Annotated in this window: 15 protein-coding genes; 8 read left to right on the forward strand and 7 right to left on the reverse strand. The window is 70.3% G+C overall.

What is annotated here, in order from left to right; all coding sequences use genetic code 11:
* The first annotated feature begins 1 nt into the window (after position 1).
* From KUM49_RS44535 to KUM49_RS44550, 4 genes are all read left to right on the forward strand, one after another.
* A complete protein-coding gene (locus KUM49_RS44535) occupies positions 2-1,186 on the forward strand; it encodes an SfnB family sulfur acquisition oxidoreductase (RefSeq protein WP_217242670.1) in 1,185 nt (394 codons plus the stop codon).
* Positions 1,187-1,212: 26 nt separating this feature from the next.
* The gene (locus KUM49_RS44540) at positions 1,213-2,355 is read left to right on the forward strand and encodes an LLM class flavin-dependent oxidoreductase (RefSeq protein WP_217242671.1); all 1,143 of its coding nucleotides are present in this window, start codon (positions 1,213-1,215) and stop codon (positions 2,353-2,355) included.
* Between the two features lie 121 nt (positions 2,356-2,476).
* Complete coding sequence (locus KUM49_RS50550) at positions 2,477-2,917, forward strand: peptidoglycan-binding protein (RefSeq protein ID WP_308407010.1); 441 nt, start codon at positions 2,477-2,479, stop codon at positions 2,915-2,917.
* Between the two features lie 160 nt (positions 2,918-3,077).
* Positions 3,078-4,226, forward strand: a complete 1,149-nt coding sequence (locus KUM49_RS44550; protein WP_217242672.1) for a hypothetical protein — start codon at positions 3,078-3,080, stop codon at positions 4,224-4,226.
* Here KUM49_RS44550 and KUM49_RS44555 read toward each other — a convergent pair.
* From KUM49_RS44555 to KUM49_RS44585, 7 genes are all read right to left on the reverse strand, one after another.
* Positions 4,191-5,222, reverse strand: coding sequence for an acyl-CoA dehydrogenase family protein (locus KUM49_RS44555; RefSeq protein ID WP_374200280.1), 1,032 nt, complete (start codon positions 5,220-5,222; stop codon positions 4,191-4,193). The two genes, KUM49_RS44550 and KUM49_RS44555, sit on opposite strands and share 36 nt — an antisense overlap.
* A gap of 93 nt (positions 5,223-5,315) precedes the next feature.
* A complete protein-coding gene (gene urtE, locus KUM49_RS44560; protein ID WP_217242674.1) occupies positions 5,316-6,008 on the reverse strand; it encodes an urea ABC transporter ATP-binding subunit UrtE in 693 nt (230 codons plus the stop codon).
* Positions 6,008-6,796, reverse strand: a complete 789-nt coding sequence (gene urtD, locus KUM49_RS44565; protein WP_217242675.1) for an urea ABC transporter ATP-binding protein UrtD — start codon at positions 6,794-6,796, stop codon at positions 6,008-6,010. Before urtD ends, urtE begins: the two co-directional genes overlap by 1 nt.
* Complete coding sequence (urtC, locus tag KUM49_RS44570; protein ID WP_217242676.1) at positions 6,793-7,887, reverse strand: urea ABC transporter permease subunit UrtC; 1,095 nt, start codon at positions 7,885-7,887, stop codon at positions 6,793-6,795. The genes urtD and urtC overlap by 4 nt, the downstream gene beginning before the upstream one ends.
* Positions 7,884-8,780, reverse strand: a complete 897-nt coding sequence (gene urtB, locus KUM49_RS44575) for an urea ABC transporter permease subunit UrtB (RefSeq protein WP_217242677.1) — start codon at positions 8,778-8,780, stop codon at positions 7,884-7,886. Before urtB ends, urtC begins: the two co-directional genes overlap by 4 nt.
* A 72-nt stretch (positions 8,781-8,852) precedes the next feature.
* On the reverse strand, positions 8,853-10,109 hold the full coding sequence (gene urtA, locus KUM49_RS44580; protein WP_217242678.1) for an urea ABC transporter substrate-binding protein: 1,257 nt from the start codon (positions 10,107-10,109) through the stop codon (positions 8,853-8,855).
* Positions 10,110-10,423: 314 nt separating this feature from the next.
* Entirely contained in the window at positions 10,424-11,536 is a 1,113-nt protein-coding gene (locus KUM49_RS44585; RefSeq protein ID WP_217242679.1) for a substrate-binding domain-containing protein, read from the reverse strand.
* 148 nt (positions 11,537-11,684) lie between these two features.
* Here KUM49_RS44585 and KUM49_RS44590 point away from each other — a divergent pair, with 148 nt between their 5' ends.
* The 4 genes from KUM49_RS44590 (at position 11,685) to KUM49_RS44605 (ending at position 15,633) form a co-directional block, all read left to right on the forward strand.
* Positions 11,685-12,131, forward strand: coding sequence for a MarR family winged helix-turn-helix transcriptional regulator (locus KUM49_RS44590; protein ID WP_217242680.1), 447 nt, complete (start codon positions 11,685-11,687; stop codon positions 12,129-12,131).
* Between the two features lie 100 nt (positions 12,132-12,231).
* Positions 12,232-13,578 (forward strand): aldehyde dehydrogenase family protein, encoded by a 1,347-nt coding sequence (locus KUM49_RS44595; protein WP_217242681.1) that lies wholly within the window; start codon positions 12,232-12,234, stop codon positions 13,576-13,578.
* Between the two features lie 194 nt (positions 13,579-13,772).
* Entirely contained in the window at positions 13,773-14,663 is an 891-nt protein-coding gene (locus KUM49_RS44600) for a glycoside hydrolase family 19 protein (RefSeq protein ID WP_217242682.1), read from the forward strand.
* A 64-nt stretch (positions 14,664-14,727) separates the two neighbouring features.
* Positions 14,728-15,633 (forward strand): aldo/keto reductase, encoded by a 906-nt coding sequence (locus tag KUM49_RS44605; protein ID WP_217242683.1) that lies wholly within the window; start codon positions 14,728-14,730, stop codon positions 15,631-15,633.
* Positions 15,634-15,641: the final 8 nt, after the last annotated feature.

Consider the following 15,641-nt stretch of genomic DNA (forward strand, 5'->3'; position numbering starts at 1 on the left):
CGTGACCGCGAAAGTCGTCGCCGACGACCTGGAGGCCCTGACCGTCGCCCGCGCCCTCGCCGACGAGTTCCGCGCCACCGCCTCCGAGCGGGACGCCGAACGCCGGCTGCCCCGGAAGGAGCTGGACCGCCTCACCGCCACCGGCCTCCTCGCGGTCACCGTGCCCGCCGAGCACGGGGGAGCGGACGTACGCCAGGAGACCCTCGCCGAGATCTTCCGGCTGCTCGCCTCGGCCGACGCGAGCCTCGCGCAGATCCCGCAGAGCCACTTCGTGTACGTCAACGTGATCGACCGCCAGGGCACGCCGCAGCAGCGGGAGTTCTTCTTCGGCGAGGTCCTCGCCGGGCGACGCTTCGGCAACGCCCAGTCGGAGGCGGGCACGCGACACGTCCAGGACATCCGCACCCGCCTGGAACCCCGCCCCGACGGCTCGTACACGCTGACCGGCGTCAAGCACTACTCCACCGGCGCCCTGTTCGCCGACTGGATCCCGGTGCTCGCCCGCGCCGACGACGACAACCTGCAGGTGGCGTACGTGCCCCGGGACGCCCCGGGGCTCACGGTGATCGACGACTGGGACGGCATGGGCCAGCGGACGACCGCCAGCGGCACCGTACGCCTGGAGGCGGTACCGGTACCCGCCGACCGGGTCCTCCCGCACCACCTCACCTTTCAAGGGCCCCAACTCCACGGAGCGGTCGCCCAGTTGCTGCACGCCGCCATCGACGCGGGCATCGCGGGCGGAGCGCTCGCCGAGGCCGCCGAGTTCGTCCGCACCAGAAGCCGCCCCTGGTTCGAGAGCGGAGTCGAGACGGCCGCCGAGGACCCGCTGCTGATCCAGCGGTTCGGCGAACTCGCCATCCAGGTACGCGCGTCCGAGGCGCTTCTCCGGGAGGCCGCCCGTGCCGTGGACTCGGCCCGCGCGGACCTCACCGACGACTCCGCGGCCGAGGCGTCCATCGCGGTCGCCGCGGCCAAGGCGCACGCCGCGCAGACCGCCGTGGAGGTCGGGAGCGCCGTGTTCGAGGTGTCCGGCACCCGTGCCGCGCTCGACTCCCTCAACCTGCACCGCCACTGGCGCGACGCGCGCACCCACACCCTGCACGACCCGGCCCGCTGGAAGGTCCAGCACCTCGGCAGGTACGTGCTCACCGGCACGCGGCCGCCGCGCCACGGCCTCCTTTGAAAGATCTTCCGGAACGGAGACCCCACGTGTCCCTCACCTTCCACTGGTTCCTCCCCACCAACGGCGACAGCCGCCATGTCGTCGGCGGCGGCCACGGCACCCCGGCCACCGCCTCCGGACGGGACCGGCCCCCGACGGTCGCCTACCTGAGCCAGATCGCCCGCGCCGCCGAGGACCTGGGCTTCGAGGGTGCGCTCACCCCCACCGGCGCCTGGTGCGAGGACGCGTGGCTGACCACCGCGATGGTCGCCCAGCAGAGCGAACGCCTCAAGTTCCTGGTCGCCTTCCGTCCCGGGTTCGTCTCACCGACACTCGCCGCGCAGATGGCCTCCACCTTCCAGCGGCAGACCGGCGGACGACTCCTGCTCAACGTCGTCACCGGCGGCGAGAGCCACGAGCAGCGGGCCTACGGCGACTTCCTCGACAAGGACGCGCGGTACCGCCGCACCGGAGAGTTCCTCGAGATCGTCCGGGGGCTGTGGGAGGGCAAGACCGTCGACCTGCACGGCGAGCACCTTCAGGTCGAGGACGCGAAGCTGGCGCGTGTGCCGGACCCGGTGCCCCAGGTGTACTTCGGCGGGTCCTCGCCGATCGCCGGCGAGGTCGCCGCGAAGTACGTCGACGTCTACCTCACCTGGGGCGAGCCGCCGGCCCAGGTCGCCGAGAAGATCGCCTGGGTCAGAGGGCTCGCGGCGAGGCAAGGGCGGACGGTGCGGTTCGGCATCCGGCTGCACGTCATCACCCGGGACACCTCCGAAGAGGCCTGGGCAGAGGCGCATCGGCTGCTCGACGGGTTCGACGCGGAGACCGTGAAGTCCGTCCAGGCCGGGCTGGCACGCAGCGAGTCCCAGGGGCAGCAGCGGATGCTCGCGCTGCACGGCGGCAGCCTCGACGGACTGGAGATCCATCCGAACCTGTGGGCCGGTATCGGGCTGGTGCGCGGGGGTGCGGGGACCGCGCTGGTGGGCAGTCACGAGGAGGTCGCCGAGCGGATCAAGGAGTATGCGGCGCTCGGCATCGAGGAGTTCGTGCTGTCCGGGTATCCGCATCTGGAGGAGGCCTACTGGTTCGGCGAAGGGGTGTTGCCGCGGCTGGCCGCGCACGGCGTGTGGCGCCATCCGTTCCGCACGGAGAGTGCCCCCGTGGCGCAGGTGCCCTTCGCAAGCTGAATGGGGCCCGGAACGAGTCGGCGGCCCGAATTCAATGAATATTCAACTGGCCGTTGTTCGCGGGTATTTCCCGCAGTTTCCCCAAGTCGAACTATTCCCGATCCGTCACTAGCATGGACGTATGAACGGCACACCTGAGTTCTACGTGGTAAGGGAGGGCGACACGCTCTCCGAAATCGCGGCCAGGCATCATGTGTCCCTGGCCCAGATCCTGGAGTGGAATCCTCAGATCAAGAACAAGAACGTCATTCACCCGAAGGACCGGATTCGTGTGGTCGCGCCCAGCGCAGGGCACGGCGGCGGGGACGAGCCCTTTCCGGGCAAGGACTTCTTCCGGCCGTCCGTGAGCAGCCCGATCATCCAAGCCATGGGCTGGCGCCTCATCGAGGAGGGGTGCTCGGCGTATCCCGACGAGCCCGACTTCCGGTGGAACGAGGCGGACCGGCAGTCCTATGCCAAGTTCCAACGGAAACTGGGCTTCTCGGGCAGCGACGCCGACGGCATTCCGGGGCGGGTGTCGTGGGAGAGACTTCATGTGCCCGCCCTCCACATGAGTGAATAGCCCGCCCGGGCGACAAGAGGGACCGGCTGTGGCTACTTCCGAGGCGGCTCGGGAAAGGACGTGGGCCCGTACACGCCGGCGGCTCGAGGCCGGGCTGAGTCCCCGACGGCCGCGGTCGCCCTGGCGGGCACGGGCCAAAACCCGTCTCGCCTATCTCGAGGTGCAGCTGAGGCGCGAGCAGGCCAAGCCGCCCTCGGACGACCGTGAAGCCCTCATCAAGGGAACGGCGGTTCATCTCGGCAATGCCTGCTCGGCTGCGGACGAGTCGTTCGGCTGGCGGCGCTTGTGGTCGAGTTCGACCGCACAGGAAGGCGTCTGGTCGAATCTGCGCAGTGCCGAGGTGCTGCTGTTCCAGCTGGCGTCCGACGCGGAGGTCGCGGGCCGCGCCAGTGAGGTCATGGCGCTGGTCAAACGCCATCTGGACAAGGACGATCCGCAACGGGTCAGCCTCGTCCAGCGGATCCGTCACATCGTCTCCGGTGAGATGACCCTCCCCGACCGTGAGTTGCTGACCCGGGCCCTGGACAGCGCGTACACCGCCCTGGACGCGGAACTGGCCAGGGTGAGGAGTTTGCGCAACATCCTCTGGACGGCCACGTTCGTGGTTCTGGCCGGTGTGGCGGGCCTCGCCGTCTACGGCTGGTTCCACCCACAGTCGCTGAGCCTGTGCTTCGCGCCCCAGTTCGGCCCCGTGGGCGCGGGCGGCATGGACATCGTCTGCCCCAGCAAGGACTACAGCAACGAGCCGGCCGGCAGCGTTCCCAGCAGTTTCGCCCAGTCGAGGGACATCCTCACCGTCGAGATCGCCGGGCTGGCCGGCGCGGCGTTCACCGTCATCGCGTCGCTGCGCCGCATCCGGGGAACCAGCGCCCCCTACATGCTCCCCCTGGCGTCGGCGGTCCTGAAATTCCCGACCGGCGCCCTGTCCGCCTTCCTCGGGGTACTGCTGATCAGGGGCGCCTTCGTCCCCGGGCTCAGCGACTTGGACAGCAGAGCGCAGGTCCTCGCCTGGGCCGCGGCCTTCGGCGCCGCACAGCACCTGGTGACCCGACTGGTGGACGACCGTGCCCAGATGACGCTGTCGGAGGTGGGCAGGCCCACCGACTCGGCCGTCGATCCGGAGAACGCCGCCGTCATGGAGGGCAGCGCGCACGAGGAGGCCTGGACGAACGGAACACCGACCGCCCGGGACGGGGGCGGTGAAGGAGCCCACGGTGGCCCGGTCAAAGAAGCGCCGCCGGAACAGCCGGAACCGGGCCGCCGCCGGCCGGCCTCAGCTGGTCAGAGCGGCGAGGTGAGCCGTGCGTGACTCCCGCGTCTGACCCTGCACCAGCAGGAACAGCGCCTCCCTGGCCAGGCGTTGGGCCCGGTTCGTCAGCAGCATCGAGCGGCCTCCCGCGCTCACCACGGCCGCCGTGGTGGCCGCCTGCAGCACCTCGTACGCCTGTGTCTTGAGCGCGAGGCGTTCCGCGACCCGCTCATGGGGCGCCGCGTCCGCGGCCAGGGCGTAGGCACGGCCGCGCACTTCGCTCAACCGGGCGCGCAGGGGAGCCGCCGTCTCCTCGTCCAGGAAGGGCAGGGCCGCCTCCGCGACGCCGAAGGCCGCCGGGTTGGCGTTCACCGTCTTGAGACGGTCCGCCGCCGCCCAGCGGTCGTACGGGGTGCGCAGGGCCACCGCCTCCTCCGGCAGCCACAGGCCGTCCAGCTCCAGCGAGACCGTGCGGGCCGCGGTGAGGGCCGCCAGGTGCATCGGATCCGATGCCCGTAGGCCCGGCTGCTCCCTCGCCTCCGTGAAGGCGAACAGGGCCTCGTCCGCGTCGGTCACTCCGGCGAGCATCATGACGTCGTTGAGCCCCCACCCCGTGTACCAGGGCACCGCCCCGTCGAACCGCCAGCCGCCCCGGTCCCGGGTGACCCGGACGGGCGTGCGCGGGTAGGCCCGCAGGTGGGCGTACGCCACCCCGGACAGCAGCTCGCCACTCGCCAGCCGGGCCAGCAGGCGCTCGCGCACCGGGCCCTCGCTCTTCGCGAGCGTCAGGACCGGCGTGTGGTGCTGCGTCTGCACGAACCAGGTCGAGCAGCACGCCCCGGCCAGGATCTCCGTCGTCTCCCGTACCACCGCACCGGGCGCCGCGGCCCCTCCGTACTCCCGCGGCGCGTTCAGGCCGAGCAGGCCCGAGCGCCTGATCTCGGCGAGATGGCTTGCGGGCACCTGGGTCTGGTCGACCCGCTCGGCGTGCGGTGCGAGCAGGTCGTCCGCGAGCCGGCGGGCGCGGACGACGAGGGGATGCGGGTGCGCGGCGATGGTCATGGAGGAAATCCTCCCGCGGCCTTCGTGCGCGGTGCCGGTCCGGGGTCCGCCGTTCGTGCGGGCACCGTCGCACGAGCCGCCACCGCGTCACACGCTCAGCGCCTCCCGCACGGACCGCTCGGCATCCTGGCCGCCCTCGCCGGAGGAGGTGACCCGGCCGGCCTCCAGGACGTAGTACCGCTGTGCCGCCCGCATCGCGAAGCCCACGTGCTGCTCGACCAGGAGCACCGACAGCCCGCCGCGGGCCGCCAGGGTGAGGATCGTGTCCTCGATCTCGGCGACCACCGACGGCTGGATGCCCTCGGTCGGCTCGTCCAGGAGCAGGATCCGAGGCTCCGTCACCAGAGCTCGCGCGATGGCGAGTTGCTGCCGCTGACCGCCGGACAGCAGCCCCGCCCGGCGGTGGGACAGCGCCCGCAGCGCCGGGAACAGGTCCAGCGCCTCACCGATCGCCGCCCTGCCGCGCTTGCGGCCGTCCGCGACGAGCTGCAGGTTCTCCGCCGTGGTCAGGTGCGGGAACGCCTGCTGGCCCTGCGGGACGTACGCCATCCCGCGCGCCACCCGCTCGTGCGGCTTGCGCCGGGTGATGTCCTCGCCGTCGAGGCGGACCGTGCCGCCGCTCGGCGTGAGCAGTCCGACGGCGGCCCGCAGCAGGGTGCTCTTGCCGGCGCCGTTGTGCCCGAGCACGGCGGCCACGCCGTCCTTCGGCACCTCGACGGTGACCCCGTGCAGCACGCTGCTGCGGTGGTAGCCGACCCGGACGTCCTCGATCTGCAGCATCACGCCTCCTGTACGACCGCGGTGTCCGAGGCGCCCTCGACGGCTGACGCGTTGGCCGCGTGCCCGAGGTACACCTCCTGCACCTTCGGATCGGCCTGGACCTCGGCCACCGTCCCCTCGCTGAGCACCTTGCCCGCGTGCAGCACGCTGACGCTGCGCGCGAAGGACCGCATGAAGTCCATGTCGTGCTCGATGACGACCACGGTCCGCTCCTCGCTGATCCGCTGGAGCAGTTCGCCGGTCGCCTGGCGCTCGTCGTGGCTCATGCCGGCGACCGGCTCGTCGAGCAGCAGCAGCCGTACGTCCTGCACGAGCAGCATGCCGATCTCCAGCCACTGCTTCTGGCCGTGCGCGAGCGTCCCGGCGAGGGAGTCGGCGAGCTCGGTGAGCCCGACCGTCTCCAGCGCCCTGGCGACCGGCTCCGGAACGTCCTTGCGGCGCCGCAGCATGGTCCACATGCCGCGGCCGGCGCCCGCCGCGATGTCCAGGTTCTGCAGGACCGTCAACTCCTCGAAGACGGTGGCGGTCTGGAACGTACGGCCGATCCCGGACCGGGCGATCCTGTGGACGCTCCGCCCGAGCAGCTCGTCGTCGCCGAAGCGCACCGAACCCGTCGCCCGCACCAGTCCGGTGACCGCGTCGACCAGGGTGGTCTTGCCCGCGCCGTTCGGCCCGATGAGGAAGCGCAGATCGCCGGGGTGGACGTCGAGGTCCACCCCGTCGACGGCGGTGAAGCCGTCGAAGGACACCCGCAGTTGCCGTATCTCGAGACCTGAGAGCTCACTCATGCCGCTTCTCCCACCGGTACGACGGGTGCCTGCTGCTCCGGCGCCATCGGGGCTCTGCGCCGGCGTACGAGCACCGCCAGCGAGGCCAGACCGCCGGGCAGAAACGCCAGGGCGACGATGAACAGCAGCCCCTGGAAGTACGTCCAGGCCGCCGGGAACTCCTCCGACAGGGCCGTCTTGGCCCAGGCGACCGCGACCGCGCCGAGCACCGCGCCGGCCAGGATCGCCCGGCCGCCCACGGCGGCGCCGATGACGAACTCGATGGACGGCACGATGCCGATCAGCGCGGGCGAGATGATGCCGACCGCCGGGACGAACAGCGCGCCCGCGAGGCCGGCCATGCCCGCCGCGACGACGTACGCGACGAGCTTGACCGTGGCCGGGTCGTAGCCGAGGAAGCGCACTCGCTCCTCGGAGTCCCGTACGGCGACCAGCAGTTCGCCGTAGCGGCTCTGGATCAGCTGACGTGCCAGGGCGATCAGGAGCAGCAGGACGGCGGCGATGACGAAGTACACCATCCGCTGGTTGACCGGGTCGTCGAGGGAGTAGCCGAAGAAGCCCTGGATGTCGGTGAGTCCGTTGGTGCCGCCGGTCGTGGCCTGCTGGCCGATCAGCCAGATCGCGAACGCGGCGGCGAGGGCCTGGCTGAGGATCGCGAAGTAGGCGCCCTTGACCCGGCGCCGGAAGACGAACAGGCCGAGCACCGTGGCGACCGCCATCGGCAGCAGCACGGTCGCGGCGATCGCGAACAGCGGGTTCGCGAACGGCTGCCACCACCAGGGGAGTTCGGTGGCGGTGCCGTACAGCTGCATGAAGTCGGGGAGGTTGCCGGGCCCGGCGTCGGCGATCTTCAGGTGCATCGCCATGGCGTAGCCGCCGAGCCCGAAGAACACGCCCTGGCCGAGCGTCAGCAGACCGCCGCGGCCCCAGGCGAGGCAGATGCCGACGGCGACGATCGCGGTGCACAGGTACTTGGCGAGCAGCCCGAGCCGGAAGTCGGACAGCACGAGCGGGGCGAGCGCGAACAGCGCGACGGCGGCCGACGCGAAGCCTGCCGCGGCCCGCGCGGAACGGCCTTTCAGCGGGTTCATACGAGACTCCTGGTCCGCAGCGTGTACAGCCCCTGGGGCCGCCACTGGAGGAACGCGACGATGGCGACGAGCACCAGGACCTTGGCGACGCTGACGGTGGTGGAGTACTCGAGGACCGACTGCAGCGCACCCAGCACGAAGGCGACGATGACCGTGCCCTTGAGCTGCCCGATGCCGCCGACCACGATCACCAGGAAGGCGTCGATGATGATGTTGGTGCCCATCGTCGGCCCGATCGGGCCGACCAGTGTCAGTGCCACCCCGGCGACGCCCGCGAGCCCGGACCCGAGGAAGAACGCGGTGCGGTCGACCCGGCTCGTGGAGATGCCCGACACCTCGGCGAGGTCCCGGTTCTGCACCACGGCCCGCACCCGGCGGCCCAGCGGCGTCAGCCGCAGCGTCAGCGACAGCGCGACCACCGCCGTGACCGCCAGACTCAGGATGAACAGCCGGCTGTTGGCGAAAGTGAGCGGGTCGTCGCCGCCGATCACCGTGATGTTCCCGGTGAGCCAGTCGGGTGCCCGGGTCTGCACATTCGGGGCGCCGAAAATGTCCCGCGCGAGTTGCTGGAGCATCAGCGAGACGCCCCATGTGACGAGAAGCGTGTCAAGTGGCCGCAGATACAGGCGTCGTATCAAGAGCCATTCGAGCAGCGCGCCCAGGGCACCGGAGACGAGAAAGGCGAGGGGCAGCGCGAGGAGAAGTGACATTCCCGCGCTGGAAATGGACTTCTGGAGGACGTACGTGGTGTAGGCGCCGGCCATGATGAACTCGCCGTGGGCCATGTTGATGACGTTCATCTGGCCGAAGGTGAGGGAGAGACCGAGCGCGATGAGCAGCAGGACGGCACCGATGCTGATGCCGGTGAAGGTCTGACCGAGGATCACGGTCATGCGGCGGCTCCCGGGAGGGGTGCGGGCGGGCGCGGGGGCCCCGGCGGTGCGAGGCCCCCGTGCGACGAGCGGTCAGGACAGGCCGGAGGCCCAGGGGTAGCCCTTCAGGTACGGGTCCGGCTTGATGGGCTTGCCGGAGTCCCACACCTGCTCGATCAGACCGTCGCTGCCGATCTTGCCGATCCGGGCGGTCTTGTAGATGTGCTGCGAGGCACCGTCCACGGTGACCAGGCCCTCGGGCGCGTCGAAGGTGATGCCGTCGGAGGCGGCCTTCACCTTCTCCGGGTCGAAGGACTTCGCCTTCTCGACCATCGCCTTCCACAGGTAGACCGAGGTGTACGCGGCCTCCATCGGGTCACTGGTCGGCTTGTCCGCGCCGTACTTGGCCTTGTACGCCTTCACGAACGTGGTGTTCGCGGCGCCCGGAGTGGTCTGGTAGTAGTTCCAGGCCGTCAACTGCCCCTCCAGGTACTGCGTTCCGATCGACTTGACCTCCTCCTCGGCGATCGACACCGAGACGACCGGCATGGTCGCGGCGCTCAGGCCGGCGGACTTGTACTCCTTGAAGAAGGCCACGTTCGAGTCACCGTTGAGGGTGTTGAAGACGGCGTCCGCCTTCGACGCCTTCACTTTGTTGGCGATCGTGCTGAACTCCGTGGAGCCGAGCGGCGCGTAGTCCTCGCCGAGGATCGTCATGCCGTTGGCCTTCGCGTACGCCGTGATCTCCTTGTTGGCGGTCCGCGGGAAGACGTAGTCGCTGCCGACCAGGTAGAGCTTCTTCTTGCCCTGGCTCTTGAGGTAGTCGAGGGCCGGGATGATCTGCTGGTTCGTCGTGGCGCCCGTGTAGAAGATGTACGGCGACTCCTCCAGGCCCTCGTACTGCACGGGGTAGAAGAGCAGCGACTTGTTCTTCTCGAACACCGGCTTGACGGCCTTGCGGCTGGCGGAGGTCCAGCAGCCGAAGGTGGCCGCGACGTTGTCCTCCTTGATCAGCTTGGTGGCCTTCTCGGCGAAGGTCGGCCAGTCGGAGGCGCCGTCCTCGCTGATCGGCTTGATCGTCTTGCCGAGGACACCGCCCTTGGCGTTGATCTCCGCGATGGCGAGCTGCAGCGAGTTGCGTACGGTCACCTCGCTGATCGCCATCGTGCCGGAGAGCGAGTTGAGCAGGCCGACCTTGACCGTGTCGCCGCTGGTGTCGATCTTCGCGGCCTTGTCGGACGAGCCTGCCGCGTCGGTCTTCGCGCCGCACGCGGAGAGGGCGACGACGGCTGCGAGCGCCGCGGTACCGGCCAGAAGCCGACGCCGGTGAATGCTGGGAACGCTGGACAAAAGAACCTCCTTGTCCCCTGGAGGACACCTGAAAGGGAAGGAAAGAACAGCTCTTCAGGCGCGGTGGTGACGCGAGCGTCCAGCTTTCCCTTGTTGGTGTACCGGCTGGTTCCCTGAAGTGCGGTCCACAGCCTCAAGTCAGCCTGTTTCCGAAGCGTTTCGCGATACTTAACCGGCTGTATCTTCCGACTCTCCGCGGGAAACGAAACGGGAAACAAAAAAGCCTCGGGGCGAACTCCTCACCGGAATTCACACGACGCCCGAGGCATTCTCTTTACTTCCTGCGTGAAGTATCGAGGCGAGGTCGGTACATGTCAAGGGCGGGCCGGGTCGAGGTCCAGCTGGGTCAGCACGTCGAAGTCCACCCCGTCCGCCCGGGCCAGGTAGATCCGCTGCCGTACGTGGCTGTCCCGCAGCCGCAGCAGCCCCCGCGGCCCCTCGTACGACACCGACTCGGCCGCCCTGCCGATCGCCGTCACGTCCAGGGTCCGCGCGCCGGCGATGAGCGCCGCGAGCAGCAGCACGCCTTCGTAGCAGGATTCGCCGAGGCTGCCCGCGGCCGGCGCCTCGACGCCGAACCGTCCCGCGTACTGCCCGTGGAAGTCCAGGGTGTCCTGGTTCGCCAGCGAGGCGAAGAACCCGGCGGTGCTGTACAGGTCCCCCGTGGCCGTGGGGCCGCTGGCCATCAGCATGTTCTCGTCCATGAGCGTGCTCAGCCTCAGGCAGCGCTGGTCTAGCCCGGCGGCGGCGAACGCGCGGTTGAAGCGCACGGCGTCACTGCCCACCAGAAGCATCAGGACGGCATCCGCCTGCGACTCCTCGATGCGGCTCAGTACAGCGTCGAAATCGTGCGTGCCGAGCGGGAGATAGGCCTGGCCGCAGATGCCGCCCCCGGACTCGTGCGCGTAGGCGCGGGCGGCCCGGGCGGTGCGGCGCGGCCACACGTAGTCGTTGCCGACGACGAACCAGCGGCGCACCCCGCGCTCGCCCGCCAACAGTCTCAGCGCCGGGCGGAGTTGGGCGTCGGGTGTCTCGCTGGTCAGGAAGACGCCCGTGGTGTGCTCGCCGCCCTCGTACAGCGCGGTGTAGACGTACGGCACGCGGTGCGCGATCCGCGGCGCCAGTGCCTGGCGCACCGAGGAGATGTGCCAGCCGGTGACGCCCTGGACGACGCCCAGCCGCACCAGCGCTTCGACCCGGTCGGCGATCTCCTCCGGCTCGGCGCCCCCGTCGACCGGCAGTAGCCGCAACTCCCTGCCGAGCACCCCGCCCGCCCGGTTGACCTCCTCCATGGCGAGGCGCGCGCACAGCTCGCAGGCCGGCCCGAAGATCCCCGCCGCGCCCTGCATGGGAAACACGAGCGCCACGCCGATCGTGGAGTCGTCGACTGTGAACCAGTCGAGCGGGTGGGGATCGAGCTCGAACATGTGGTCATGATTCCGGGTCCGCCCGGTGAACTCCAGTGCGTCTCGTGGACCGGGCGGCGGGGGAGTGCGGCGCAGGCGCGAGCAGCGAGACGGTCCTTCGCGGAAGCGGCACTTGTACGATGTCCGCACCCCGGGACCGAGGAGAAGGATGCCCACCCCACCTCCGCGCCAGCCCCAGGATCTGATGCAGCTGTTGACGCGGGCCGAACGACTGGCCGCGCGGAGGCTCCAGACCGTCCTCGACGAGGACGGCTGCTCGCTCGATTCCTGGCGGGTGCTCGCGCTGCTCGCCGACGGCGAGGGGCACAACATGACGGCGGTGGCCGAAGCGGTGTTCCTGCCGCCGCCGACGCTCACCAAACTGGTCGACCACCTCGTCGACCAGAATCTCGTCCACCGGCGGGTGGACCCCCTGGACCGCCGCCGGATACTCGCCCACCTCACCCCACGCGGCCTGACCTACTGGCGGCGCATCAGCCGTGAGGTCCGCGAGCGCTGGCCGGTCCTGAACGAGGGCGACGACGAACTGCTGCGCGCCCTGCTGGAGCGGCTCGTCGACACCCTGGAAGGGGCGTCGGCGGAGTCCTCCGGCTGATCACGGGCTGTTCCACCAGGATCGCGCACGGTGTTTTCCGTGTGTCCGGAATTATTTCCGCACCAGAATAGTTGGCCTATACACCTGATGGGGAACGCCCATGACCGACCAGCAGCGAGGCACTGTGAACCAGCCCACCCCCGAGCAGCCCGCCGACATCGTGGCCCGCCTGCGCGCCACCTTCCGCACCGGCCGCACCAAGCCCGTCGAGTGGCGAACCGCCCAACTTCGCCGCCTGCGCGAGATGCTCACGGACAACGGCGCCGACCTGGCCGCCGCCCTCCATGCCGACCTGGGCAAGAGTGCCACCGAGGCCCACCGCACCGAGATCGGCTTCACCGTCCGCGAGATCGACCACACCCTCGACCACCTCGCCGACTGGCTGCGCCCCGAACCGGCCCCGGTCCCCGAGCACCTCGGCGCCGACGCCACGGCCTGGACGCAGTACGACCCCCTCGGTGTCGTCCTCGTCATCGCCCCCTGGAACTACCCCGCCCAGCTCCTGCTCGCCCCGGTGGTCGGCGCCCTCGCCGCCGGCAACGCGGTGGTGGCCAAGCCGAGCGAAATGGCCCCCGCCACCTCCGCCGCGCTGGCCCGGCTGCTGCCCGCCTACCTCGACACCGACGCGGTCGCCGTGGTCGAGGGCGGCATCCCCGAGACCACGGCCCTGCTGGCCGAGCGCTTCGACCACGTCTTCTACACCGGCAACGGCACGGTCGGCCGCATCGTGATGCGCGCCGCCGCCGAACACCTCACCCCGGTCACCCTCGAACTCGGCGGCAAGTCCCCGGCGTTCGTGGACCGCGGCACCGACCTCGACGTCGTCGCCGACCGGCTGGTCCGCGGCAAGTTCCTCAACGCCGGCCAGACCTGCGTCGCCCCCGACTACGTCCTGACCGACCCGGCCACCGCCGCCGCCCTGGAGCCGGCGCTCGCCCGGGCCGTCGAGGCCCTGTACGGCAGCGACCCGGCGGCCTCCGGCGAGTACGGCCGCATCGTCAACGAACGGCACTTCGACCGCCTGTCCGGCCTGCTCGACTCGGGCCGCGTGGTCGTCGGCGGCGCCGGAGACCGTACGACGAAGTACCTCGCGCCGACCGTGCTCGCCGACGTCGACCCCAAGTCGCCCGTGATGCAGGAGGAGATCTTCGGTCCGATCCTGCCGATCGTCTCGGTCTCCGGCCTCGACGAGGCGATCGACTTCATCAACGACCGCGACAAGCCCCTGGCGCTGTACGTCTTCTCGGAGGCCGACGAGACGCGGCGCCGGATCGCCGACGAGACCTCGTCCGGCGGTCTCGGGTACGGTCTGCCGCTCGCCCATCTCACCGTCTCTGACCTGCCGTTCGGCGGCGTGGGGGAAAGCGGGATGGGCAACTACCACGGCCGCTACTCGATCGAGACGTTCAGCCACCGCAAGGCGGTGCTGCGCAAGCCGTTGCGCTGACCCGGTCGCGTTGACACGAGTGAACTGGTCTATACCCTTGACTGGTACATACCAAAGCGGTTGAGTGTGGCTCCACACCCCCCACCCACGGCCGCCCCCACGCCGTGGCCGGTCCTTCCGGCACGTGCGCACAAGGGTCCGCCTCGCGCTGCCCTTGTCGGGGAGCGGCCGTGCTCCGCAGAGGAGTTGACCTCGTGTCGAGACGCCGCACAGCCGCAGTCGTGACCGCACTCGTCCTCGGCAGCACCGCGCCGATCACCCTGCCCGCCACCAGCGCCACCGCCGCCCCCTGCTCCAGCTACCCGAGCTGGGCGGCCGGCCGGTCGTACGCCGCCGGGGACATCGTCCGCTACACCGACGGCAAGGCCTACATCGCCGAACACGCCAACCCGGGCTACGACCCGACGATCAGCACCTGGTACTGGGAGCCCTACGCCTGCGACAGCGGCCCCGGCACGCCCGTCGGTACCTTCGTGGTGAGCGAGGCGCAGTTCAACCAGATGTTCCCGAGCCGGAATTCCTTCTACACCTACCGCGGCCTGACCGCGGCCCTCAGCGCCTACCCCGGCTTCGCCAACACCGGTGGCGACACGGTGAAGAAGCAGGAGGCCGCCGCGTTCCTCGCCAACGTCGGCCACGAGACCGGCGGGCTGGTGCACGTGGTCGAGCAGAACACCGCCAACTACCCGCACTACTGCGACTGGAGCCGGCCGTACGGCTGTCCGGCGGGGCAGGCGGCGTACTACGGCCGCGGCCCGATCCAGCTCAGCTGGAACTTCAACTACAAGGCCGCGGGCGACGCGCTCGGCATCGACCTCCTGGGCAACCCGTGGCTGGTGCAGAACGACGCGGCCGTCGCCTGGAAGACCGCCCTGTGGTACTGGAACACCCAGAGCGGACCCGGCACCATGACCCCGCACAACGCCATGGTCAACGGCGCCGGCTTCGGCCAGACGATCCGCAGCATCAACGGCTCCCTGGAGTGCGACGGCAAGAACCCGGCGCAGGTGCAGAGCCGGGTGACCAAGTACCAGCAGTTCTCCCAGATCCTCGGGGTCTCGCCGGGCGGCGGTCTCTACTGCTGAGGTGCCGTAAAGGAGTTCGCAAAGTGCCTACGGCGGTGAATCGCCCGTATGCCAGACTCCGCCGATGACCTCCGAAACGATCACCGCGGACGCCGCGGGCACCTGGAAACTCGGCGACCTCACCGTCAACCGCATCGGTCTCGGCGCGATGCGGTTGACGGGCAGCGCGGCCTTCCACCACGGGACACCCAGCGACCGGGAACGCTCGATCGCCGTCCTGCACCAGGCGGTCGAACTCGGCGTGAACCACATCGACACGGCCGCCTTCTACTTCTCCGCCCTGCGCTCCGCCAACGAACTCATCAACAGCGCGCTGTCGCCGTACGCCGACGACCTGATCGTCGTGACCAAGGTCGGCCCGTACCGCGACTACTCGGGGGAGTGGGGTACGTCGGCCCGCCCCGACGACCTGCGTGGCCATGTGGAGGAGAACCTGCGCCAGCTCGGGCGCGACCACCTCGACGTCGTCAACCTCCGCCGCATGCGCCAGGACTCGATCGCCGAGCACTTCGGGGCCCTGGCCGAACTGCGCGAGGCGGGCCTGATACGGCACCTCGGGATCTCCGGCGTCGAACCCCGCCACCTCGCCGAGGCGCAGGCCATCGCGCCGGTGGTGTGCGTGCAGAACCGGTTCGGGCTCGACACCCACGACCCCGCCACCGATGAGATCCTGCGGTTGTGCGGCGAACAGGGCATCGCCTTCGTGCCGTTCTACGCCGTCGCCGGCGAAGCCGGGCCGCAGGGCGCCACCACCGCCCACGACGAGGAGGTGCTCACCGTCGCCCGGGCCCACGGCGTGAGCCCCGCCCAGGTCAGGATCGCCTGGACCCTCCACCAGGGCCCGCACGTCCTGGCCATCCCGGGCACCGGCAACCCGGACCACCTCGTCGAGAACGTGGCCGCGGGCGCCGTCCGCCTCACCGACGAGGAGCTGACCACGCTCAACGGGCTGCGCCAGAAGGCTGGTTGAGGACACTC

It is taken from the genome of Streptomyces sp. AC555_RSS877 (assembly GCF_019049245.1).
Taxonomy (GTDB): Bacteria; Actinomycetota; Actinomycetes; order Streptomycetales; family Streptomycetaceae; genus Streptomyces.

What these genes read in the sequence shown, in the direction of transcription:
- KUM49_RS44595 (WP_217242681.1), top strand. Translation starts at nt 12,232, where the DNA reads ATGACCGACCAGCAGCGAGGCACTGTGAACCAGCCCACCCCCGAGCAG.
- urtC (WP_217242676.1), bottom strand. Translation starts at nt 7,887, where the DNA reads ATGAACCCGCTGAAAGGCCGTTCCGCGCGGGCCGCGGCAGGCTTCGCG.
- urtD (WP_217242675.1), bottom strand. Translation starts at nt 6,796, where the DNA reads ATGAGTGAGCTCTCAGGTCTCGAGATACGGCAACTGCGGGTGTCCTTC.
- KUM49_RS50550 (WP_308407010.1), top strand. Translation starts at nt 2,477, where the DNA reads ATGAACGGCACACCTGAGTTCTACGTGGTAAGGGAGGGCGACACGCTC.
- KUM49_RS44585 (WP_217242679.1), bottom strand. Translation starts at nt 11,536, where the DNA reads ATGTTCGAGCTCGATCCCCACCCGCTCGACTGGTTCACAGTCGACGAC.
- KUM49_RS44605 (WP_217242683.1), top strand. Translation starts at nt 14,728, where the DNA reads ATGACCTCCGAAACGATCACCGCGGACGCCGCGGGCACCTGGAAACTC.
- urtB (WP_217242677.1), bottom strand. Translation starts at nt 8,780, where the DNA reads ATGACCGTGATCCTCGGTCAGACCTTCACCGGCATCAGCATCGGTGCC.
- urtE (WP_217242674.1), bottom strand. Translation starts at nt 6,008, where the DNA reads ATGCTGCAGATCGAGGACGTCCGGGTCGGCTACCACCGCAGCAGCGTG.
- KUM49_RS44590 (WP_217242680.1), top strand. Translation starts at nt 11,685, where the DNA reads ATGCCCACCCCACCTCCGCGCCAGCCCCAGGATCTGATGCAGCTGTTG.